Genomic DNA, 21,085 nt, shown 5'->3' with positions numbered 1-21,085 from the left:
GTAAAAAAAACCGAGAGGGAATGCGCCCATGGCCGGACAGTTTGCAATTGTGACGGGTGCCTCGACCGGCATCGGCTTTGAGCTTGCCCGGCTCTGCGCCTCCAAAGGATATGACCTTCTCGTCGCCGCGGATGAACCCGAGATCGAGGCGGCCGCGGAGGCGCTGCGCAAAGAAGTCAACAGCATCGCCGTTGTGGCGTTGCAAGCCGATCTAGCTACCATTGAAGGCGTCGACGAGCTCTACGAGGTTGCACAAGGTCGCAAGGTCGACGTGCTGATGGCCAATGCCGGCCGCGGCCTGGGCCATGCTTTCCTGGATCAGGAGTGGGCGCGTGTCCGTCAGGTGATCGACACCAACGTCATGGGGACGACCTACCTGCTCCATCGGGTTGGCCAGGACATGCGCCGGCGCAATGAGGGACAGATCCTTATTACCGGTTCGATCGCGGGCTTCACCCCGGGGAGCTTCCAGGCCGTCTACAACGCCTCGAAGTCGTACCTGAACTCCCTCTCTTTTGCGCTGCGCGAGGAACTGCGCGACACGAAAGTGACGGTCACCTGCCTGATGCCGGGCGCCACCGAGACCGAGTTCTTCGCACGCGCAGATATGCTCGACACCAAAGTGGGCTCTGAGGACAAGGACGATGCGGCGATGGTCGCCCGCAAGGGTTTCGAGGCGATGATGAATGGCGAAGGCGATGTCGTGACCGGCCTCAAGAACAAGATCCAGTCGGCGGTTGCCAATGTGACGCCGGCCGAAACACTCGCCAAGCAGCATCGCAAACAGGCGGAGCCCGGCACCGCAAAATCCTGATCAGGTCTCTCGTGCTGTCATTGATCCGCTAGCCTCATAGCGGATCGCTGTCGCGCCACGCATCCGAGGGCAACGCAGAGAATGCGCGAGGCGGCGAGCACGCCTAAGCCTCGTACATCCGCATCCGGCACCAATTCCACGAGATCAAAACCAACGATCCGCGCCCGTTGCGTAACGCCATGCAACAGCTCGACGATATCGAGATAGCCGAGACCGCCCGGCTGTGGGACCAGCACCGCGGGAATAACAGTCGGGTCGAGGCCGTCGCAATCGAGCGTAACGACGCATTGGCTGCCCGGCGGGATGAGGTCGATGACTGGCTGCACGCCATGTCGGCGCACGGTCGCCGCACTGAACAGTGTCACGCCCCAAGCTTGGGCGTCGGCAAGATCCCGTTCCCGCGAACCACCGATGCCGCGCTGTCCAACCTGAATGATCCGCTCCACCCATGGCATTTCGCTGGCGCGGCGCATGGTGCTGGAGAATGTATGCTTGAGGCCATCCCGCTCGTCACGCCAGTCGAGATGCGCATCGATTTGCAGGATGGTGACGGGGCCAAACCGCTCGAACCCCGCGAAGAATGGAATGGGAACCGAGTCATCCCCGCCGAGCAGCAGAGGCACGACGCCCGCCTTCAGAATGCTCACGGTTGTGGATGTGATCAGCGAGCGGTTCTCCTGCGGTGTTGCCGGATCGGTTGGAAGGTCGCCAAGATCAACCGCCCGCAATCCTTCGGGGATCAACGGGCCGTCCTGATCGAAATCCCACCGCAAGGGATCACGCGCAATTTGCTGGGTACTTTCCCGTAGAGCCGAAGGAGCCCGTGCGGCATGGCTGGTGGCGCCCGGAACATGCGGCGTCGCGTCCGGCGCACCAAAGATCACGACATCCGCGCTTGAGACCATGTCGGGCGCGCCCGCAGGAAGGCTTAGAAAGGTGGCAGGGGTGACAGGTTGTGTCATGGCGTGTGTGGAAGGCTTAAATGCCTATTGGTATTGGCAACGGCAATTGCACGTCCGCGAAGCGTCCTTCATAGCGGTCGGTAAAGGCATGCAGGGCCTCCGGTATATCGCGGAGCTGGAGATCGCAGCGCCGCCGCAATTCGTGAACCACCTCGGCCGACGCATCGCGCACCCAACCTTGAGCGATAGACCGCGACCCGGCGCGGGCATTGATAGTTTCCCTCCAGCAGATCCATCACAACGGCTTCGAAGTCGTTGCCAAGGACGGGCGCCTCGCACCAGACAGGGCCCGAGGCGCCACCATCGTCTTCACCGAGATAGATGTCCTGCTCGTCACGCTGAGGGACGATGGACGACATCGGCAACGCCTCCGACTACAGCAAGGCACGGCGGCTGACGCAGACTCAAAGCTGCGCAGTTACCGTGGCATTGCTCGGGACCGCCCTCATCCGCCTACTGTTCGGTCTGTTCGACGGCGGCCGGCATCTTGGCGACGGACATCAGGGACCGCGCGACCTGGTTGAGCAATTGGTCCGCGTTTTCCTCTTCTGCCAGTGACTTCGATAGGAGGCTGACGACGGCGCTATGGCGTAGCTGCTGGGCAAGGTTGCGCGCTGTCGTGTAGCCGGCAATCTCATAATGCTCGACCCGCTGCGCCGCGCCGATCAGGGCGAGGTCGGCCGCGGCGTCTTCCTTCTCCTCGCCCTCGGTCATGACTTCCTGACCTTCTTCGACAAGACCCATCATGCCCTTGCAGGGCTTGGCGCGCGCGGACTTGCCGAGCAACTCAAAGCATTCATTGATGCGCTCGATCTGGGTTTCGGTCTCGCCGAGATGCAGCTCGAACAGCTCGCGCAACTGGTCGAATCGCGCCGCTTCCGCCATCTTGGGAAGCGCCTTCGTCAACTGCTTCTCGGCGTGAAGGATGTCGCGGAGCTCGTCGATCAGCAGGTCGCCAAGACCGGCCTCGTCGACCGGCGGTGAGCTTTCGGTGACGATAGCCGCCGCGGGTCCTGGTTCCCCGGCCTGAATGGCCGGCGATTCCGTGAAGACCCATTCGCCGCCCTCGTTCCAGGGCCCGCGGGTGTCGATCTCACCATGATCGCCGGTGCCCGTGGAGTCGTTGAAGAACTGGTCGACGAGACCCGGTGTGGGCGCGATGCGGCCAATGCTGAAGGCCGGCTTGCTCATGCTCTCGAGGGCGAGCGAGAATGCCTTCATATGGGTGATTTCGCGGGTCATGAGGAACTGCAAGGCGTCCTTAGTGCCGGCGTCGTCAGTAAAGTTGATCAGGCGTTCGTAGACGATCTTCGCCCGCGCTTCGGCGGCAATATTGCTGCGCAGGTCCACGTCCAGTTCGCCCGTGATCTTCAGGTAATCGGCGGTCCAGGCATTGCCTTGCGAATTGAAGAGATTCACGCCGCCCCCACCCGCGATCGCGATCAGCGGATCGGCCTCGGCCGCCTGGCGATCAAACTTCGCCGGCTTGAGATGCATGCGGGCCAGCGTACCGACGACTTCCAGATGGCTCAGCTCTTCGGTGCCGATATCCATCAGGAGGTCCTTGCGATCGGGGTCCTCGCAATTGAGGCCCTGGATCGAATACTGCATCGCGGCTGCAAGTTCGCCGTTGGCGCCGCCGAACTGTTCAAGAAGCATATTGCCAAAGCGCGGGTCCGGCTCATCGACGCGGACGGTGAACATCAACTTCTTGACGTGGTGATACATGAAAGAGCCTCGGGCTTGAAGGGAGATGAGTCCCAAACGGCCTCGCAACGCGGTCGTTCCTATCTACTGAAGTGTCGCGCCATCGACGCTGGACGCGCAGAAGCTAGGCTGGCCGCGTCAACGCTGCACGGACCACGCTCGTCAGGGAAGCCATGGTATAAGGCTTCGAGAGCCAGCCAAGCGGCGCGAACGGCTCGGCCCGCGTGCGGGTCAAGAGATCATCATGGGCCGTAGCAAAGACACAGCGCAAGCCGAGCTCGCGAAAGAGATCACCGGCTGCCTCGACGCCGTCGCGTCGGCCGGCCAGACGTATATCCATGATAGCAAGGGCCGGCTTCTGTTCCCTTGCCATCGTCAAGGCTTCCTCGGCGGTGGTTGCAATGCCGGTCACCCGAAAGCCAGCATCGAGCAACGCGGCTTCAGCCTGCATGGCGATCAAAAAATCGTCTTCGACGATCAGGACCGCGCGGGACTGATCAACATGATCGTTCGGTTCGTCGGCGGCGGGCGCCACTTTATCATCAGGCGAACGATCGGTCGGATCGGCCAGCTCATGGCTTTCGGACATGCTCGCCTGTGTCATCATGCACCTCGCGATGCGCCGAAACGAAGCGTAGCGCGCGAAGGCGATCGGCTCACGGTAAACTCGGCATGGAGCTGGCGGGCAAGGCCAAGTATCAGACGCAGGCCCGACGACGTTTGTCGCACCGCATTCAAGTCAAATCCGGGCCCGTCATCCTCGACATGAAGCTCGAACTGTCCATCATGCTCAACAAGGCTGACGCGAATACTGTCGGCGGCCGGATCGCTGATCCCGTGCTTGGCTGCGTTGGTCAGCAATTCATTGAGGATCAGGGCGAGCGGCATGGCAATATCGTTGGACAGAGCACCGGTAGCCTGCGTATGCGTGATCTTGATTCTCGCTGGCAGCGTCTGCTGGATCGTTTCGACCACTGCGCTAAGAAACTCATCCGCCGCGAAGCTGGTCGCGTCGGTGGTGCCATAAAGAACACGCTGGGCAGCGGCCATGGCGGCAATCCGGCTACAGGCATCGTCGAGCACACGCCGGGCCTCCTCGCTCCGGGCGCTGCGGGCCGCCGTGTACAGGAGCCCCTGGAGCATCTGCATGTTGTTCTTGGTGCGGTGGTTGAGTTCATTGAGCAGCAGGCGCTGCTGGGTCTCAGCCTGCTTTCGCTCGCTCAGATCAACCAGCATGTTGATGGCGCCGGTGACCCGGCCGGATGCATCGAACAGGGGCGTCGGGAACGGGATGAAGGGAACGCGTGTGCCATCGGGCCGTTCGGCAACCGCCTCGACCCCGCGCACCGGACGGCCTTCCTTGAGGGCGATGGCCATCGGGCATTGCTCATGTGGCAACGGCGTACCGTCGGGAAGATAGAGCTTCCAGGTCACGCACCATTCGTCGCTGCCGAGCGACGGTGTCCGGCCGGCAAATTCGACGGCTGTCTGGTTGAAATAGGTGATCTTGCCGTCGGCGTCGGTCGTGTAGATGGCGGCCGGTATGGCGTCGAGCAATTCCTGCAACCGCTGTTCGCTCTCCTGCAATCTCCTTTCGGAGAGCTTGCGCTCTGTGATATCGCGGGCGATCTTCGAGGCTCCAATGACGCGCCCCATGCGATCGCGGATCGGCGAGATTGTCAGCGAAATGTCGACCAGACTGCCATCCTTGCGGCGACGCACGGTCTCGAAATGATCCACCCGCTCGCCGGCTTTGATCTTGGCCAGAATGTGCGGCTCCTCATCCTGCCGGTCGGACGGGATAAGCATCGCGATCGACCGGCCGACAGCCTCATCTCGGCTGTAGCCGAACAGACGCCGGGCACCGTCATTCCAGGTCTGGATAATGCCATCAAGATTCTTGCTGACGATGGCATCGGCTGACGATTCAACGATGGCCGCCAGTTGCTGGGCATCGCGCTCGGCCAGGCGGCGGGCTTCATCGCCGGCAAGGCGCGCAAGGGCAAAGCCGAGCAGGCGTGCCAGCGTGAGCGCCGTATCGAGCTCGGATGGCGTGAAGTGATGGGGCTCACCATGGTAGGCCATGAACTTGCCGGCAAGCCGGCCATCCTGGACAATGGGCGTAAAGGCCGCGGCTTGAATGCCTTCGTTGAGGATTGTCTGTTTCAGATCATCAGGCAGGTCGCTACGGGCAACGTCTTCGATGCAGACAGGCGCCGGCCTTGTCTCATTGCGGTCCCACGGGGAATGTCCTTCCACCGCCTTCCGGTAGGCTTCCGAGAGGTCATGCCAAGCCGCGAACCGCATGACCTCGGCTTGATCATAGAGCAGAATCGAGGCCCGCGTGCAGCCCAGCGCGCGCGTGATGGCATCAAGCGCGGCCTGGTGGACTTGCTCGGCCGATTGGCAGTGCTGAAGTCGCTCCGAGAAAGCGAACAAGGCGGCTTGCTCTTCCATGCGCCGGGCGAGCGCCTGTTCGGCGCGCTTGCGGTCCGTAATATCGTGCTGCACGCGGACGGCGTAGAGAAATTGGCCGGCGGCGTCGCGAATGCTCGATGACGTGACGGCCGCCCAGATATGTCCGCCATCCTTGCGGTAGATGCGCTTTTCGATGCTGTAGCGATCGAATTCGCCCGCGATCTGGCGGCTGAATTGCGCGCGGTCCTCGGCAATATCATCGGGCAGCGTCTCCTCGAAGATCGTTCGCCCCAGAAGCTCGGAGGCCGTATATCCGGTCAGCCGGCAAAGCTGCTGGTTGACCCGGAGCATGCGGCCGTCGCGATCGATTTCGACGATGCCGGCACCGACATGCTCATAGGTGGCCGCAAGCCGTTCGTCGCGGGCCTGCACCCAGTCGTCGGAACGGGCGTCCGACATTTCCGGTCGGCCGCCGATGCGCTCGTGAAAGCAGTTGATGGCCCCGGCCAGGACACCGTCCTCATCGAACACCGGCGCAATATGGATGGTGGCCCAGACGTGTGAGCCATCGGGCCTTTCCAGGCGACCTTCGAGGCCACGGACCGGAGTTCCGGTCCGCAGCACTTCGGCCATTGGCGTCTGTTCGCGCGAGATCGGCCGTCCATCAAGGAAGAGCTTGTAGGAGCCGCAGAAGAGTTCGCTATTGTCGCCAACCCGCGGCGCGCGGCCCCACAAGTCCGCCGCGCGTGAATTGAACCACAGAATACGCCCCTCCGCGTCACAGGCGTGGATTGCGATGGGAAGCTGCGCGAGGAAAGCGGGTGACGGGCTTTGCAAACCGAGCGCTGCGAGCGGCTCGAGACTGTCAAGATCGACCGCCGTCTGCTGAATATTCATAGGCCTCATCCCCCGCGCCAGGACCAGAGGGGTGCGGTACCATTGTTTTTCCTGCCCCTGGGTCGCCTTGGCCGGTTGGTTCCCGACTCCGCGAAACATGCCTAAACGCCCGGCCGAGATCAGAAGTTCCTAAATCAGGTCTTCCGTACGGCACACGCGAGGACGAACCATTACGCTACGATAAGCGGAGTCGCTGGGGCTTGCTCTCCGTCTTTCGTCTCAGGCGCCGAGGCAAGCTTCCGCTGATGGCTCCTAGAACGGCTTCATGGTGAAAGCCAGAACGGTGGAGGAACGACTGGGCATCCATGAGCTTGGCTTGCTGGACATGCCGGAGGAGGATCAGATGGACACCGAAGACGCCTTGGCAAAAGTGAAGGACGTTTCGGAAGGCGTGCGTGAGACCGCCCGCACGGTGCGGCAGAGCCTGGAAGAGGGACAGCCGCCGGGTCAGGCGCTCGCCTTTCTGCGCGACGTGGTGCGAGAGGCCCCGCTGCCCTCGCTACTCGTCGCCTTCATGCTGGGCTGCCTGATCGCGCGTCGTTAGCCGAGAATATCGCGGTCAATCGCAAGATCATCGAGCAGGGGCGAAGAGCCTCCGGCAAGCAGCGCGGCCAGAAGTCCCGCCGCAAGAAAGCTGAAGGTAATGCCGTTGCCGCCATAGCCAAAGGCGGCGAAGATATTCTTGCAGCTGGGCACCGCGCCGATCAGCGGCAGGCCGTCATGGGTGGTATCGAAAGCGCCCGACCAGGCGAAGTCGACCCGGTCCGATGCATGCGGCCAAAGTGCCTTCAAATAATTCTTGAGCGCAACCACCTTTGCCGGTGTGACATTATTACGAACCTCGGGCTCGATCAGCGCATGATCGTCCTCGCCGCCAAGGATGATGCGGCCATCAGCTGTGGTCCGCGCATAATGATAGTTCCGGCTCGCTTCCCAGATCAGCGCCTGTTCGGGCCACAGATTACCTGGCTGCCGCCGGGTCGCGATAGCCCAACTGGAGGCTGGTCGGGTTTTGAGCTTCACGATGTCGGGTGCCACGTAGCCGGTCGCCAGCACGACATGGCGGGCCTCGATCGAAAGCCCGCTTTCGAGGCCGACGGTTACGCTTTGGGCCGCGCTATCAAAGGCAACCGCATTGGCCTTGAGAAGGCGTGCACGGCGCTGGACGGAGATATCGAGCAGGCCATGCGTGAGCAGCACGGGATCGGCATCAGCCGCGTCCCTTGACAAAAGGGCGCTCGCCCGCGCGATGCCGAAGCGCTTCAGCAGCGCGGCATGTTCGAGATAGAGCGACGGCAGACCGGCGCGGCTCCTCAGAGCATATTCATCCTGAACAAGCTTCCGACTGTCATCGATGGCGAGATAGAGCGATAGACGTGGCCGCATCTCGCAGGCAATTCCATGCTGCGCAACCAGGGACAGCAGGCCTTGCGCAGCATGGTGGCTGGCTCGATAGCAACGCGCCGCCTTCTCGAAGCCATAGAGCTGCGCGAGTTCGAACAGCGGCCGGTCGATTTCCCAGAGTAGCATGGCGGTGCTGGCAGCCGTGCTACCGAGACTCGGAAGCTCGCGATCGATAATGACAACCTGATGGCCTTGCCGTGTCAGACGCTCGGCCACCAGCGCGCCGGTGATGCCGGCGCCGATGATCAGAACCTCGCATCGAAAGCTGTCAGCTATCGGTTCAATCGGCGGCGGCGGCAGGACGGCCCACGGTGCGCGCGGGCTGCGCAGATCGTCCTGCTCGATGTCATCATTTTTGAAGATGGAACGCTCCCAGGTGCCTTGACCCCCTAGACCTTCACCGGGCGCAAGGCCGACACGGCCGGTGCATTGATCGGCTGTCCGTTGGGGGCAAAGATCGAACCGTGGCACGGGCAGTCCCAGCAGCTCTCAAAGCTGTTCCAGTGCAGATGACAGCCGATATGGGTGCAACTGGCCGAATGAAGATGCAGTTCGCCGGCCTTGTCCTTGTAGGCGGCGATCTTTTCGAGTCCCCGCCGCAGGATAGCGCCCTCACCCGGCTCAAGCTCTTCGAGGGAAGCGATTTCACCCGGTGCCACATATTCCGCGAGATTTTGCAGGATCGTCATGTTCTCGCGTAGGAAGTTCCGCGCCGCTGCGAGCGGCTTGCGATCCGGCGCATAGACGGGCTTCCAGGGATGATCTTCGCCCAGAATGAGCGCCGTGTTCAGCATCGCGCCCATCACGCCATGGGTCAGACCCTGGCCTGAATCTCCCATCGCGAGGTAGATGCGCTCGCTGCCGGGCTCGCGGCCGATGAAGCCGGCATAGTCGATCGTATCGAGAACCTGACCCGACCAGCGATGGGTGATGCGGCCCAAAGCCGGGATCAGGTCGCGTGCCCAGCTTTCCAGCCGGGCAAAGCGTTTGTCGGCGTCGTTGGCCTCGCCGCTTTTATGGTCTTCGCCGCCGACAAGGACGAAATCATGATCGTCTGGGCCGGTTTGCAGCCGTACATAGTGGTAGGGATCTTCGGTGTCCCAATAGAGCGCATCGGGAAGTTCGCCCCGTTCAATGTCGAAAGCGACGACATACGTGCGATAGGGAGCCACCTTCGTGTGCAGTTGAAACCGATCGGCGATGGATGCGTTGGTCGCGATCACGGCGTGGCTGGCCGTGACCTGCCCTTGCGATGTTCGCAGCGTGACGGCGCCGTCCTGCTCGGCAACTTCTTCCACTGGACTGTTGGCAAAGAAACGAACGCCGCCGCTCTCGCAAACGGCCGCAAGTCCGGCGAGATATTTAAGGGGGTGGAATTTTCCTTGGCGTGGATATCGAAGGACATGCCGGTTCTCGCAGCCTTTGAGGGGCACGCCGACCAGCCGGTGAACGGGAGCGCCGACCTCGCGCACCGCTTCCAGCTCCTCATCGAATATATCGGCCGGCATGCCGTTGCCTTGAAAAAGATAGCCGTTAGTACGGAGGAAGTCGCAGGCAATATTCTCGCCGGCCTGGATGTCCTCGATCCGGTCGACGGCGGCAGCCTGACTTTCGTAGAACAGCTTGGCGGCATCGGCGCCGCGCAGCTTCTTGAATTCGCTCATCAGATCATCACAAAGCGGCGCAAGGTGCGCCGACGTGCGCGCCGTCATACCGCTTGCGATGCCTTTGCGATCAATGACGACGACTGACCGGCCGCGCTTCATGAGTTCGTACGCCGTCGAGAGCCCGGCGATGCCGGAGCCGACCACGGCGACATCGCAGTGCACATCGCCTTTAAGCGCCCCCGCCTCCGGCCGGATCTCGGTCTCCATCCAGAGCGAGGTGCTGACCATGTTGAACTCCACCCAAAGAGGCAAAACGCGGCCTGTTCGCGCGAGTTCCTGCGGACGCGCGATACGCCATGTCATCATCTTCCCGGCCGGCTGCGGCGTTGTCGCATAGGAACCGGCACGCTGAGCGTGCGTTTCCCCCGCTTTGGAGCAAGGAGTAAGCCATGGGACTATTCACCAAAGACATCAAGACGATGGACGACCTGCTGCTGCATGGCTTGCAGGACATCTATTATGCCGAACAGCAGATCACCAAGGCCTTGCCGAAAATGATCGACAAGGCCACCAACCGTGATCTGGCCACTGGCCTTAAGAATCATCTCGAGGAAACCAACAAGCAGATCGAACGGCTTGAGAAGGTCTTCGAGAAACTCGGCCAATCGCCAAGCGGCACGCAATGCCCGGCCATCGACGGCATCATCAAGGAAGCCGACGAAACGGCCGGCGAGATCGAAGACAAGACGGTGCTGGATGCGGCGATCGTAGCCAACGCGCAGGCCGTCGAGCACTACGAGATTTGCCGCTATGGCACCTTGATCGCTTGGGCGGAAGAGCTCGGCCACGACGACATCGTGCGCTTCCTGACGACGAACCTCAACGAAGAAAAGGCGGCGAACACCAAGCTCAACACAGTCGCGTTGCGCAAGGGCGTCAACAAGAAGGCCTCCACCGCCGCATGATCCGGCAGGGCCCGACGGATCGTTTTCCATCGGGCCTGCTACTCCTTGCGAGGCCAAGTCATCCGTCATGACCAATCTGATAAAACTGCCGAGTTGGGCTGACGATAACAACATCTTCGCCGTGGTCGAGACGCCGCGCGGTAGTTCGTGCAAGCTCGAATTCGATCCTAAGCTCGGTGCTTTTGCTCTGGCGAAGCCGTTGATTGCGGGCCTGACCTATCCCTACGATTGGGGTTTCATTCCCTCGACCAAGGCCGAGGATGGCGATCCGCTGGATGTGCTGATCCTGCACGACGCGCAAACCTATCCCGGTGTTGTGCTACGCTGCCGGCCGATCGGCATTCTCGAAGTCGAGCAGAAGAAAAAGGGCAAGAGCGAGCGAAACGACCGCATTTTTGCGGTACCGGACCGGTCACCGCTCGAAACCGATCTCAAGGATATCCGCAATCTTCCATCGCATGCGCGCGATGATCTCGAGCAGTTCTTCCGGGCAACGAATGCCCTGGAGAACAAGGATCTGAAGTTTCTCGGCTGGCATGGGCCAAACCGTACGACCAAGGCCATCAAACGGCTGGCCCGCTGAGCTGCACTCTCAGTCATCGCCATCGTACTCATCACTGGTGACTAGAGCGTGTATCTTGCTGATCCGTCGCGCGGCTAAGCTGTGTGGCGACACATTTCGATGGCGCGGGCAAATTCCAAGGTACAGCTCCGCGCATCCGACCTAGCACGCGATGAATAGGATTGACCGCATAGGAACGCCGCCAGATGTTGCATGGTTGATGGCGTGGAGAACCCTTGATCGATGCGCCGCACCAGAACTCAGCTGAAGCAACAGATATCCGACCGATTCCGCCGACGCAGTTGGCGGCTGAGTACTGAGGAAGACGACGAAGGCATCGAGGATTGGATGGTCGGTGGGGGTGGTGACAGCCCGACGACTTGACAACGTCTGTCGTTATCCGAACACGGAAAGGAAGAAACCCATGGCAAAGAAAGCAAAGAAGAAGCGTCGCACCTCGAAGAGCTCAGGCTCGGACGTCAAGAGCGAGATGCGACGGTACAAGAAGGGGACCGCCAAAAGCGGCCGTGGTGGAAAGGGCGGCAAGGTGAAAAGCAAGAAGCAGGCAATCGCGATCGGCCTCTCCAAGGCCCGCAAAAAAGGCAAGAAAGTCCCCAAGAAAAAGAAGTAACGGGGCAATATTCAGGCACTGCGCAGTCACGCGTCATTCGGGACGTCTCGACGTTTCCTGCAACGCGTGGCGCCAGGTTTCCAGGCACATGGCTCAAAACTTCAGGGTCGTTCGCAGGCCAAGCACTGTCGCATTGTGAAGCGCCTTGCCGGGCATTGCACTGGAAGGGCTGGTGGCACTTCCACCCGGATGGATGATGTATTGAAGATTGGGCTGTAACGTCCACCCGTCCCTGATCTGATATTGATACACGGCCGTCAGAAGGCCTTCAAAACTTCGCATCGGCCAGGTTGGATCGACAAATGTGCGATAATCCGCATCGAGCGCCTGTGCGCGCTTCGATACATGTGCGTAGCCGGCTGCAATTCCGAACTTGTCGTCGGGACGGCGGTCGTCGAGTCCGATGAATTCGATGCCGGCGTCGGCGTAGCGATCAATAAGATTGCGGTCGGCAGGCGCACCCGAGATACGCGCAAAGATGCCAATGCCACGGTCGTCGCTTTTCGGCACACGATAGAGCTTCTGCTCGAATACCATCCAGCCGCCGACATCACCGGACAAGAGCAGAGGTTCGCCGCTGCTAACGGGTGAAGCGAGTGAGACGCCTTTGGACGCCAATCTCTGATCGGCGAAAGACCCAAAATGTCGCCAGCCGCCAAACTTGATCTGGCCGGCCGGGTTCGGATCGCCCTTTGTGTTATTCCAGGCATACTGGATCTGGCCGAGCAGGAGGGGCGGATCGTTGACGCGGAAGTTGAGGCCATAGCGGTTACGCTCCTGCGGATCCCCGGGGCCGGGCCCAGCCTGATCGCCATCGAAGATGCCGCCAAGAACGGACAACTGCTCAGTGACATTCACCAGAAGCCGGGCTCCCATGGCAGCCAAGGGAGGCGACGGACCGCCGCTTGGCAAATCAAGCGAGGTGATAGCCGGCCAGCCCATCGAGGCGTTTGTCAGCACGTCGGTGTATTTGGTATTGAAGAACTCGCTGTCGGCCGCGAGTTGCCCCATTTTGATTGAGACTTTCTTGTTGCCCCACTGCTTTTCAAAATATGCCTCGTAAAGACGCGTGGACGGCAACGCCTCGATCCCGCTGACCACAAAGTAATTCTGTAGACTGCCGCGCGACAACCCGCCGCCATGGATTTGGAACAAGTTGGCATGGAATGTCAGCTGATCGAGGCCGGCGAGCTTTTGCAGGTCTAGGTCCACGGCGAGATTCAACCGACCTTCGTAGACCGAACCCTGTTTCAGTCCGCCGGAAGGGTTGCCCAGCACTTCGCCGATATAGGTGGCTGCGAATTTGACGCCGTATTTTTGGAAAGGGTTGGGAAGGAGACCCAGCGTCTTTTCCTCCACGGTACTTTCGCCCGTATCGGGATCGGCCGGCTTATCGTCGTCGGTCTTCTTGTTTTCCTGGGCGGCCGCTGCCCCCGCCGCCAGCAGCGCGGCGGCGAGAAGCAATTGGTAAAGGCGCCTTTTGGTACGGCTCACAGTTTCGATCCTGATCGGCGGGACGCCCACCCATCGGGCCATGTGATCGGCTTCAATTCAAGCCCGTTGATCGAAGTGTTTGCTTTGCAAGCACAAGTCTAACCTATGTTAAGCGCGCCCTAGAAGTTCCATCATCCTACGCGCTCAGTCATCGACCGCCCAACTCGCTAGAATGCGGTCAACCGATGCCACCTCGATCTGCAGGCTGAAGCGCTTGGTATAGAGCTCGATCAGCGCGTCGTGGCTCTCATCGGATGAGCTGCATAGCGCGTCTTCGGCAAGGATCACGCGGTAGCCAATATCGACCGCGGCAAGCACGGTGGCCAGCACACAAACATCGGTCTCGCCGCCGGAAACGATCAGCGTATCCACCTGATGCCCATCAAGGAAGCCTTGCAGCCGCCCATTGGCGAAAGCGCAGTAGGTTTGGCGGTCGATGACAGTGGCAGGCGGCACGAAGCGTAGCAGGGCCGGCATCAGTTCCAGCAGCGCCGGATCGATCCTATCACGTGTTACGCATTCCCATTTCTCGTAATAGGCCTTCCAGACGCCGCGCGCCTCGGCCTTGTTGCGGACGGGTATGAATCGCGTGAAGACGGTACGCTGCGGCGCATGTGCAATCAACCTGACCGCCTCGGGTAGCGCATGCTCAAGCCAAGGCGTTGCCCATGGAGCACCGGGCGCGAACAATCCTTGCATATCGATGCAGAGATGGACGGCATGCGGGCCAGGCGGTGAGAGCAATTGCCCCATGACTAGCGCGACCTTCCGAAGCCGGTCAGCCGCCGCATCAGGCGCTCGAGGACCGCGCCGATCGCCAGACCCGCGATCACGTCGCTTGCCCAGTGCGCGAGCAAAACGATGCGCGTCGAGACGAGAACGGCACCGACGGCCCAGACAAGGTTTCTCTTGACTGGAGGCAACTCGGTTGCGGCGGAAGCAAGGGCGCCGACATGCACAGCGTGACCCGACGGAAACGCATCCAGCGCCTTGCCCGAGAGCGGAATGCCATGAAGATGGCCGCGCACGGTGCGACGATCGGGCCGGACCTGATCGAACTGCGTTTTCAAAAGGTGAGGCAGCAGAACCGCCGCTAGCGTCGTCAGCAGCACATGATCGCTTACCCGTCGCTGCGCGGGTGGCTTGGAGCGCGACCAGAGCCACCATCCGACGGCGAGCGCCGTCAGGACATGTCCATCGGCTCCCCAAGTGATGATCGAGAATACGTCTTCAGGCAGAGGCCGTGTGTTGCGCGCGATCATGCGTGCGAGCGCGGTGTCGGCAGGCAAAGGGTGCACGCGTATTGTCATCGATAGCCTTGACCTCCTTTCCACGATCGGCCTGCCGCAATCCCATAAAATAGCGATTGGCAAGCGGAGCAGGTCATCTCGGTCTCTCAATCAACAGCCGCGAAAACCGTTCCCAGCGAGGAACTGTGCGGCGGACGGTGGCGTTGAAAGCGTGGGACAGATGATTGGAGGAAAGAGCCATGGGTTTTGGACGAGGCGCATTGTTGTGGTTGCTGGGTATCCCGCTGCCGATCATTCTGCTGCTGGCGATCTTCTGGCACCATTAGGCTGGCGAGCCGCGTCCCCGGCGGCGCGGGCGTCCCCTATCGCGCGTTGAACTCTGACCGAAGAAGTCCTCGTTGCTTCTTGACGTGGCAAACGGGACGCTGCGCAGCCCTGATCCCGAGGAGCACATGGCAAAAGCCGAGGCCAAAACGCCGGATGACAAAAAGCCGGATGAGAAGAATGGCCTTCTGAAACGGCTCGGTCCTGGACTGATTACGGGCGCATCGGACGATGATCCTTCCGGCATCGGCACTTACAGCCAGGCCGGCGCGCAGCTTGGTTTTGGCATCGGCTGGACGATGCTTCTCAGCTATCCATTAATGGTAGCGATCCAGGAGATTTCGGGCCGGATCGGAAGGGTGACCGGTCACGGCATCGCCGGCAATGTCTGCCGCAATTATCCCAGCTGGGTGATTGGGTCGCTCGTCGGTCTTCTCTTTGTCGCCAACACGATCAATGTTGCGGCCGATCTCGGCGCCATGGCGGATGCCGCGAAGCTGGTGATTGGCGGCTCGGCGATCATCTATGTCGTTGCCTTTGCGGTCGTCTCGGTACTGGCGCAGATCTTCATCGCCTACAAGCGCTATGTCGCGATCCTCAAATGGCTGACGCTGGTGCTTTTTGCTTATGTGGTTGCGCTGGCGGTCGTCAAAGTGCCCTGGCCTGACGCGCTCAAGGGACTGTTCATCCCGAAGGTCGAATGGAGCGGCGCCTTTCTGACGACGCTGGTCGCCATCCTCGGCACCACGATCTCGCCGTACCTGTTTATCTGGCAATCCTCGCAGGAAGCCGAGGAACAGCGCATTCATCCCGACAAGAAACCGCTCAAGGAGGACGCGCGTACTGAAGAGCGCGAGCTCTGGCGCATTCGGCTCGACACGATGATTGGCATGGCCTTCTCGAACATAATTGCGATCGCGATCATCATCACGACGGCCGCCACGCTGCATCAGCAGGGGGTGACCGATGTGCAGTCATCGGCGCAGGCGGCCGCCGCCTTGAAGCCAATTGCGGGGCCGCTGGCCGAACTGGTTTTTGCGCTCGGCATCATTGGCACGGGTTTGCTCGCCGTGCCGGTGCTGGCCGGATCGACCGCCTATGCCATCGGCGAAGGCCGCAAATGGCCGGTTGGTCTCGCGCGCAAACCGAAGCAAGCGGTGGCTTTCTATTCGGTGCTTGCCCTCTCGGTCGGCCTCGGTGTTGCGCTCAATTTCACGCCCATCGATCCAATCAAGGCGCTTTACTGGAGCGCGGTCATCAATGGCGTACTGGCGGCGCCGGTGATGACCATGCTGATGCTGCTGGTCAGGCGCCGTGACGTGATGGGCAAGCTTGTCGTCGAAGGCTGGCTGTACTGGCTCGGCTGGGCGTCAACAGCCGCGATGGCTCTTTGCATCGTCGGCATGGCCGCCAGCATGCTGATGCCGACAACGTCCTAAAAGCGAGAAGCAAGGAGCTGTCGTGGATTATGCATTGCGATTCATCATCGGCGGCCTTGTGGTCTCACTGTTCGCGGTCATAGGCGACGTGCTGCGGCCTAAGAGTTTCGCGGGATTGTTCGGCGCCGCGCCCTCGGTGGCGCTTGCCACGCTCGGCCTCGCTTTCTGGAAGCATGGCGGCGACTATGTTGCGATCGAAGCTCGCTCGATGATCCTCGGTTCGGTTGCGCTGGCCGCCTACAGCATGGTTGTTTGCCAGTTGCTGATGCGGGCCGACTGGTCGGCGCTCAAATCCACTCTCGCGGCTCTCGTGGTCTGGATCGTGATGGCGGCAGGCCTCAAGCAAGCCCTCATCGGGTAACGGTCATGGCGGCACATTTTAAGTTTTCCGCGCTCAAGCAGGGACGACCTTATGAATATGTCGCGCGCTTCGCCCTCGGCGGGTTCGCGACTGTCGTTGCCGGTCTCGTGGCGGACTTGGCAGGGTCCGAGGCCGGCGGGCTGATGCTGGCCTTTCCGGCGATTTTCTGCGCCAGTGCGACCTTGATCGAAAAGCATGAACGCGAGCGCAAGCAACAAAAGGGCCTGCGGGGCGAGCAGCGCGGCAAGGGCGCCGCCGCGCTTGATGCCGCCGGAGCTGGCTGGGGCAGCATCGGCATGGCCGGGTTCGCGCTGGTGATCTGGTGGCAGGCACCCCGTCTCAATCCGGCGCTCTGCCTGGCTGCCGCCTCTCTGGTCTGGTTCGCCGTCGCCGTGGGCATGTGGCGGCTCCGGCGCACGTTGCCTGGAACCGGAGCCGCTACTCGGTAAAGTTACCAGACTTCTCGTCCGCATTGAGCGCCGGATCGGACCGCGTCAGCTCGCGCTCGGCTTCGAACCAAAACCGATCCTGCTGCCCTTCAGGCTCGCCCGCCGCTTGCCACAGCAAGTGAGCGCGCTCGCGTATCTGCTCATCCGTCGGCTTTGCCATGCTGTCCTCCCACATTGGATTGTGCAGGCGCAAACGCGATCGTCGGTTGCCGGTTCCAACTTAACCGCCGTTTAAGCGTTCATTCAATCTGGGCGGATTAGCGTCTCCCGTCTATAGTATCGACTTGGCCCGATCTCTCGGCACCTCCGTGCGCACATTGCGAGAAGCTACATGGTCCGTGCTGGGGATGCGCTTGCACGACTACATACGCCAGAAAAGGCTACAGGCCATGCAGCGCAGCCTCCTGCGAGGTGACGCCTAGAGTCAAGGCTGTCGCGCTTGAAAATGGCTTCTGGCATCTCGGTGATTTTTCGCGCGCCTATCGGAGACTATTCGGCGAACTGCCATCGCAGACACGATCGCGCGCCGCGCGCCGCGCGCGGAGAAGGTGCGGATCTATCCTCAAAACGCCCTGCCGCGTGCGACGATTGTTGCGCATCGTAAACGCGTGTCTGATCTTATCGTCGCCATGGAGCGACAAATCGGTCGTCCTCGTATCTTTCAAGGAGATCGCTGTGATATGCCGCCTCGGCGAGATCGCGCGATTTCATATAGGCGAAGGCCCTGACAGTTTGGCCGAGACTAACTGGGACGACGTCTATGGCGACGCGGAAGTTGCCTGGCTTGCCGAGCGATTCCAGCCTGTCAAGCTTCTGAAGCCGGTACGCATCAATGCGATACACCTCGCCGGTGATCCAATGTCCGCAACTAGGTTCATTGAACATCATTGGCGCGAACCACGGTCCGGCAATAACGAGCGGAAAACGCTCGACCGTTCGGTACTCGCCGAGCAGCAAGGCCCCATCGAGACCGCATTTGTGAAGAGGCCGCCCTCTTTTTAGCGTTCCGAATACGAAGACATGCGGCATGGCACTCACTCGTCACGCGCGCGCATTATTTCTAAGCCGACTTGCGTTCCGTGGTCTCACGAATGGCATTGCGGGCGACAATCATCAAGCCTTCGATTGTGGTGTTGCCCTTGCGCGCGCTGTGGATGAGCTTCTGGGCAATCGCTTTTCGGAAAAGGTGATCTCCGCCGTGCGGCAGGTCGCGACAGGCGTCTTCGAGCACGGCATCGAGGGCGGCCTTGGTGCGTCGATCGAGTTGTTTCATCGAAGCTTGTCGAGACGACGATCGAAAGGGTCGGCGGCGAGATCGAGCGCGATTGGCTGAAGCGTGGCCTTTGCGTCCGGATTACGCTACCGCTCGGCGCGTTGCGAGGCTGACGGAGCCCCCGAGCAGGAACCGGCTCCTTCCGCGGCGATTGAAGTCCGCGGAGGAGATCGATGGCCGAATTCGGAAAAACTCGCGCAGGAAGATCGCAGAGCGAAAAGTGGAGTTTCGCCGCAGCGCTGGGGCTGTTGGCCGTCGCCTTCCTGTGGGATCGGCTGGCCCCGCCCGATCGCGTCGCGCGGCCCGAAAACGATCACGACTTCCCCGAAAATCGAGAGGCCAATCGGGACGCCTCGCCCACCGAGATGTCGACCGAAGTTGGAGATCGCGGACGACAGGCGACTTCGCCCGCAGAAATCCCGGCGAGAGGATGGAAGGACATCCTGTGGCGCGTGTACGGCAACATCGGCGAGCATCGTATTCTCGCGCTCGCTGCCGGCATGACCTACTACAGCCTTCTAGCGATCTTTCCCGCGATCGCCGCACTCGTCGCGATCTACGGATTCTTTTCCGATCCCGGCAGCATCGCGAAGCATCTCGACGACGTGTCCGGCTTCATTCCCGGCGGGGCCGTGGACGTGGCGCGCGAGCAGCTAACGCGCGTCGCCACCAAGGGCGACCGGACCCTCGGCTTCACTTTCGCTATCGGCCTCGCCATCTCACTCTGGAGCGCCAACGCCGCCATGAAGTCGCTGTTTGACACCCTGAACATCGTCTATGGGGAGGAGGAAAAGCGCGGGTTGGTGAAACTGAACGCGATTTCGCTCGGATTCACCGTCGGCGGAATCGCGTTCGTGTTGGCGGCGCTGGGCGCCGTCGTCGTCATCCCCGTGGTGCTGCAGTACGTAGGATTGTCGAATGCGACGGACCTTCTCGTCCGGATCGGACGCTGGCCCGCTCTTTTCGTCGCTCTGGCCCTTGCGCTGGCCTGCATCTACCGGTTCGGTCCGAGCCGCGAGGCGCCGCGGTGGACCTGGATAACCTGGGGCAGCGCCGCCGCCACTACCCTCTGGCTTGCGGCTTCCGCGATCTTTTCTTTCTACGCCGCCAATTTCGGCACCTTCAACGCCACCTACGGGTCCTTGGGCGCGGTGATAGGATTCATGACCTGGCTCTGGATCTCGGCCATCGTGATCCTTCTGGGTGCCGAGCTCAACGCGGAGATGGAGCACCAGACGGCACGCGACACGACGACGGGAGAGCCTAAGCCGCTCGGCGCCAGAGGCGCGAAGATGGCGGACACCGTCGGGACCGCCCGATCGTGAGACCGCGCGCTCCACATCTACCTGGACCGGTTCGCCACCAGGTGGAATGAGTAAACACGCGCGCTACGGAGCCCTGATCGTCGGGCCAAAAAGCTCGACCGCGGCGACTGCGCTTCGGTTCCTCTCAGCAGAACCTCGGTGAGGATAAGTCGACGGACGAGGAGCTCAATACGATGGCCCTTCGCGTGAACGAGAAGGCAGCGTAGCCAGAAGCGACGAACTTTTGAAGCCGTCCGCACCGATGCGGGCGGCCTCTTCTCCGACGAATTCATGCCGCGCCGAGCGAATTCTCAAGTAGTTCCATTTCCAGAAGTGTGGACCTGCGAAGCAGCCATTCCCCATGGATTTGCCGCGGTCTTAGTGAGAGGCTACACAGCGCAAGGAGGCGCGAACGCAGGTTCTCGCCAGGACCCTATAGTCATGAAGCGCTCGCTCGCGGTATTGCTGGTCGAGGACGAGGTCCTAATAAGGATGAACTTGTCCGACATGCTCGACGAACTCGGTCATCGCGTGGCCGGTGAGGCTGGAGACATCGAGAGCGCCTCGTCCTTCGCCATGACGGCCGAGTACGACCTCGCCATCCTCGACATCAATCTGCACGGCCGCTACGTGGATCCCGTGGCGGATCTGATAGCCCTTCGCCGCAAACCGTTCTTATTCGCGTCCGGCTACGGCCCCGAGGTTCTTCCGTCGCTACTCAAGGGACACCCGCTGCTTCGCAAGCCGGTCTGGCTGGACGAACTACGGCTCACGATCGACAAGATCTTCGAAGGTATGCCGCCATCCGGTCCGGTCACAGCTTAGGCACTCCCTCCCGGAGGACGGCGGCAGCCGGCGCGCCTCCTTTCGTGAAGCCACGCACTTATTTTTTTTTGCCAGCTAACTCACGTTGCTGGTATTTGTGCTGGTATCGGTGGCAATTGATGACAAAAGTGACTTCAAATTCAATTAGTTATGGTACTAGGTGATTGTCGGCCAGGGGCACCACGAAAAAAATTCAAATAATAACAATAACTTAAGTCGCTGGTTCGATTCCGGTTCTCACGAGAAAACTTTCGCGACACGTTGAAAACACCCGTAAAAATTCGCTACGGCCGTCCAGTTTGCTGGCATTTTTGCTGGTATCGGGCGAACAAACGTTGCCAGCGACTTTCGATATTCCGAACGAAGGCATCGAGCAGATGGCCCGCAAGACGATGGCAT

At 61.0% G+C, this 21,085-nt stretch carries 21 protein-coding genes and 2 pseudogenes; 11 read left to right on the top strand and 12 right to left on the bottom strand.

Translation table 11 applies throughout. The features are described 5' to 3' along the window. Positions 1–28 precede the first annotated feature (28 nt). Positions 29–814: an SDR family NAD(P)-dependent oxidoreductase gene (locus tag HAP40_RS05590; protein WP_166818733.1), complete on the top strand. Its 786-nt coding sequence runs from the start codon at positions 29–31 to the stop codon at positions 812–814. A gap of 17 nt (positions 815–831) precedes the next feature. On the opposite strand, the gene HAP40_RS05585 is transcribed toward HAP40_RS05590, so the two are convergent. The 4 genes from HAP40_RS05585 to HAP40_RS05570 all read right to left on the bottom strand — a co-directional run bounded on the left by HAP40_RS05585 (position 832) and on the right by HAP40_RS05570 (position 6,798). Beyond that, complete coding sequence (locus HAP40_RS05585) at positions 832–1,776, bottom strand: arginase family protein (protein WP_166818734.1); 945 nt, start codon at positions 1,774–1,776, stop codon at positions 832–834. A 453-nt stretch (positions 1,777–2,229) separates the two neighbouring features. Continuing rightward, entirely contained in the window at positions 2,230–3,504 is a 1,275-nt protein-coding gene (locus HAP40_RS05580) for a DUF892 family protein (protein WP_166818735.1), read from the bottom strand. A 103-nt stretch (positions 3,505–3,607) separates the two neighbouring features. Further along, positions 3,608–4,090, bottom strand: coding sequence for a response regulator (locus HAP40_RS05575; RefSeq protein ID WP_246741164.1), 483 nt, complete (start codon positions 4,088–4,090; stop codon positions 3,608–3,610). Continuing rightward, entirely contained in the window at positions 4,087–6,798 is a 2,712-nt protein-coding gene (locus HAP40_RS05570; protein ID WP_166818736.1) for a PAS domain S-box protein, read from the bottom strand. The genes HAP40_RS05575 and HAP40_RS05570 overlap by 4 nt, the downstream gene beginning before the upstream one ends. Positions 6,799–7,063: 265 nt before the next feature. Between HAP40_RS05570 and HAP40_RS05565 the strand changes: the two genes are divergently transcribed. Beyond that, positions 7,064–7,342, top strand: coding sequence for a hypothetical protein (locus HAP40_RS05565; protein WP_166818737.1), 279 nt, complete (start codon positions 7,064–7,066; stop codon positions 7,340–7,342). Here HAP40_RS05565 and HAP40_RS05560 read toward each other — a convergent pair. Together HAP40_RS05560 and HAP40_RS05555 are read right to left on the bottom strand one after the other, a co-directional pair. Next, the gene (locus tag HAP40_RS05560; RefSeq protein WP_414645392.1) at positions 7,339–8,502 is read right to left on the bottom strand and encodes an NAD(P)/FAD-dependent oxidoreductase; all 1,164 of its coding nucleotides are present in this window, start codon (positions 8,500–8,502) and stop codon (positions 7,339–7,341) included. The genes HAP40_RS05565 and HAP40_RS05560 overlap by 4 nt on opposite strands. A gap of 89 nt (positions 8,503–8,591) precedes the next feature. Next, a complete protein-coding gene (locus HAP40_RS05555; protein WP_166818738.1) occupies positions 8,592–10,097 on the bottom strand; it encodes an FAD-dependent oxidoreductase in 1,506 nt (501 codons plus the stop codon). A 161-nt stretch (positions 10,098–10,258) separates the two neighbouring features. Between HAP40_RS05555 and HAP40_RS05550 the strand changes: the two genes are divergently transcribed. The 3 genes and pseudogenes from HAP40_RS05550 to HAP40_RS05540 form a co-directional block, all read left to right on the top strand. Next, a complete protein-coding gene (locus tag HAP40_RS05550) occupies positions 10,259–10,774 on the top strand; it encodes a ferritin-like domain-containing protein (RefSeq protein WP_039146734.1) in 516 nt (171 codons plus the stop codon). A 121-nt stretch (positions 10,775–10,895) separates the two neighbouring features. Then, positions 10,896–11,357 (top strand): inorganic diphosphatase, encoded by a 462-nt coding sequence (locus HAP40_RS05545; RefSeq protein ID WP_246741165.1) that lies wholly within the window; start codon positions 10,896–10,898, stop codon positions 11,355–11,357. A gap of 403 nt (positions 11,358–11,760) precedes the next feature. Continuing rightward, positions 11,761–11,958: pseudogene (locus HAP40_RS05540) on the top strand (DUF6496 domain-containing protein); the annotation flags it as partial. Between the two features lie 102 nt (positions 11,959–12,060). Here HAP40_RS05540 and HAP40_RS05535 read toward each other — a convergent pair. The 3 genes from HAP40_RS05535 to HAP40_RS05525 form a co-directional block, all read right to left on the bottom strand. Next, positions 12,061–13,461 (bottom strand): carbohydrate porin, encoded by a 1,401-nt coding sequence (locus tag HAP40_RS05535; protein ID WP_166818740.1) that lies wholly within the window; start codon positions 13,459–13,461, stop codon positions 12,061–12,063. 144 nt (positions 13,462–13,605) lie between these two features. Next, the gene (locus HAP40_RS05530; protein ID WP_166818741.1) at positions 13,606–14,214 is read right to left on the bottom strand and encodes a cysteine hydrolase; all 609 of its coding nucleotides are present in this window, start codon (positions 14,212–14,214) and stop codon (positions 13,606–13,608) included. A gap of 2 nt (positions 14,215–14,216) precedes the next feature. Beyond that, positions 14,217–14,759, bottom strand: a complete 543-nt coding sequence (locus HAP40_RS05525; RefSeq protein WP_246741374.1) for a phosphatase PAP2 family protein — start codon at positions 14,757–14,759, stop codon at positions 14,217–14,219. Between the two features lie 404 nt (positions 14,760–15,163). Here HAP40_RS05525 and HAP40_RS05520 point away from each other — a divergent pair, with 404 nt between their 5' ends. The 3 genes from HAP40_RS05520 to HAP40_RS05510 are packed head-to-tail and all read left to right on the top strand — an operon-like array spanning position 15,164 to position 17,284. After that, positions 15,164–16,474: an NRAMP family divalent metal transporter gene (locus HAP40_RS05520; RefSeq protein WP_246741375.1), complete on the top strand. Its 1,311-nt coding sequence runs from the start codon at positions 15,164–15,166 to the stop codon at positions 16,472–16,474. A 22-nt stretch (positions 16,475–16,496) separates the two neighbouring features. Further along, the gene (locus HAP40_RS05515; protein ID WP_166818743.1) at positions 16,497–16,835 is read left to right on the top strand and encodes a DUF3147 family protein; all 339 of its coding nucleotides are present in this window, start codon (positions 16,497–16,499) and stop codon (positions 16,833–16,835) included. Positions 16,836–16,840: 5 nt separating this feature from the next. Then, positions 16,841–17,284, top strand: a complete 444-nt coding sequence (locus HAP40_RS05510) for a DUF3147 family protein (RefSeq protein WP_166818744.1) — start codon at positions 16,841–16,843, stop codon at positions 17,282–17,284. Here the strand turns inward: HAP40_RS05510 and HAP40_RS05505 are convergent. Further along, positions 17,274–17,444: a DUF2934 domain-containing protein gene (locus tag HAP40_RS05505; protein WP_166818745.1), complete on the bottom strand. Its 171-nt coding sequence runs from the start codon at positions 17,442–17,444 to the stop codon at positions 17,274–17,276. The two genes, HAP40_RS05510 and HAP40_RS05505, sit on opposite strands and share 11 nt — an antisense overlap. Positions 17,445–17,695: 251 nt before the next feature. Here HAP40_RS05505 and HAP40_RS37295 point away from each other — a divergent pair. After that, a pseudogene (locus HAP40_RS37295) lies at positions 17,696–17,761 on the top strand (hypothetical protein); the annotation flags it as partial. Positions 17,762–17,902: 141 nt separating this feature from the next. Here the strand turns inward: HAP40_RS37295 and HAP40_RS05500 are convergent. Then, the gene (locus HAP40_RS05500; RefSeq protein WP_166818746.1) at positions 17,903–18,313 is read right to left on the bottom strand and encodes a gamma-glutamylcyclotransferase family protein; all 411 of its coding nucleotides are present in this window, start codon (positions 18,311–18,313) and stop codon (positions 17,903–17,905) included. A 31-nt stretch (positions 18,314–18,344) separates the two neighbouring features. Then, positions 18,345–18,557 (bottom strand): hypothetical protein, encoded by a 213-nt coding sequence (locus HAP40_RS05495; protein ID WP_166818747.1) that lies wholly within the window; start codon positions 18,555–18,557, stop codon positions 18,345–18,347. Positions 18,558–18,730: 173 nt separating this feature from the next. Between HAP40_RS05495 and HAP40_RS05490 the strand changes: the two genes are divergently transcribed. Both HAP40_RS05490 and HAP40_RS05485 read left to right on the top strand, forming a co-directional pair. Next, positions 18,731–19,882, top strand: coding sequence for a YihY/virulence factor BrkB family protein (locus tag HAP40_RS05490; protein WP_166818748.1), 1,152 nt, complete (start codon positions 18,731–18,733; stop codon positions 19,880–19,882). Between the two features lie 420 nt (positions 19,883–20,302). Beyond that, entirely contained in the window at positions 20,303–20,686 is a 384-nt protein-coding gene (locus tag HAP40_RS05485) for a response regulator (RefSeq protein ID WP_166818749.1), read from the top strand. The last annotated feature ends 399 nt before the right edge of the window (positions 20,687–21,085 follow it).

This window comes from Bradyrhizobium sp. 1(2017), assembly GCF_011602485.2.
Taxonomy (GTDB): domain Bacteria; phylum Pseudomonadota; class Alphaproteobacteria; order Rhizobiales; family Xanthobacteraceae; genus Bradyrhizobium.
This window is presented reverse-complemented; position numbering and strand designations above follow the sequence as displayed.

Coding starts and splice junctions, on each gene's coding strand:
- HAP40_RS05590 (WP_166818733.1), top strand. CDS start 29: ATGGCCGGACAGTTTGCAATTGTGACGGGTGCCTCGACCGGCATCGGC.
- HAP40_RS05585 (WP_166818734.1), bottom strand. CDS start 1,776: ATGACACAACCTGTCACCCCTGCCACCTTTCTAAGCCTTCCTGCGGGC.
- HAP40_RS05580 (WP_166818735.1), bottom strand. CDS start 3,504: ATGTATCACCACGTCAAGAAGTTGATGTTCACCGTCCGCGTCGATGAG.
- HAP40_RS05575 (WP_246741164.1), bottom strand. CDS start 4,090: ATGATGACACAGGCGAGCATGTCCGAAAGCCATGAGCTGGCCGATCCG.
- HAP40_RS05570 (WP_166818736.1), bottom strand. CDS start 6,798: ATGAATATTCAGCAGACGGCGGTCGATCTTGACAGTCTCGAGCCGCTC.
- HAP40_RS05565 (WP_166818737.1), top strand. CDS start 7,064: ATGGTGAAAGCCAGAACGGTGGAGGAACGACTGGGCATCCATGAGCTT.
- HAP40_RS05555 (WP_166818738.1), bottom strand. CDS start 10,097: ATGGTCAGCACCTCGCTCTGGATGGAGACCGAGATCCGGCCGGAGGCG.
- HAP40_RS05550 (WP_039146734.1), top strand. CDS start 10,259: ATGGGACTATTCACCAAAGACATCAAGACGATGGACGACCTGCTGCTG.
- HAP40_RS05530 (WP_166818741.1), bottom strand. CDS start 14,214: ATGGGGCAATTGCTCTCACCGCCTGGCCCGCATGCCGTCCATCTCTGC.
- HAP40_RS05520 (WP_246741375.1), top strand. CDS start 15,164: ATGGCAAAAGCCGAGGCCAAAACGCCGGATGACAAAAAGCCGGATGAG.
- HAP40_RS05510 (WP_166818744.1), top strand. CDS start 16,841: ATGGCGGCACATTTTAAGTTTTCCGCGCTCAAGCAGGGACGACCTTAT.
- HAP40_RS05505 (WP_166818745.1), bottom strand. CDS start 17,444: ATGGCAAAGCCGACGGATGAGCAGATACGCGAGCGCGCTCACTTGCTG.
- HAP40_RS05500 (WP_166818746.1), bottom strand. CDS start 18,313: ATGCCGCATGTCTTCGTATTCGGAACGCTAAAAAGAGGGCGGCCTCTT.
- HAP40_RS05495 (WP_166818747.1), bottom strand. CDS start 18,557: ATGAAACAACTCGATCGACGCACCAAGGCCGCCCTCGATGCCGTGCTC.
- HAP40_RS05490 (WP_166818748.1), top strand. CDS start 18,731: ATGGCCGAATTCGGAAAAACTCGCGCAGGAAGATCGCAGAGCGAAAAG.
- HAP40_RS05485 (WP_166818749.1), top strand. CDS start 20,303: ATGAAGCGCTCGCTCGCGGTATTGCTGGTCGAGGACGAGGTCCTAATA.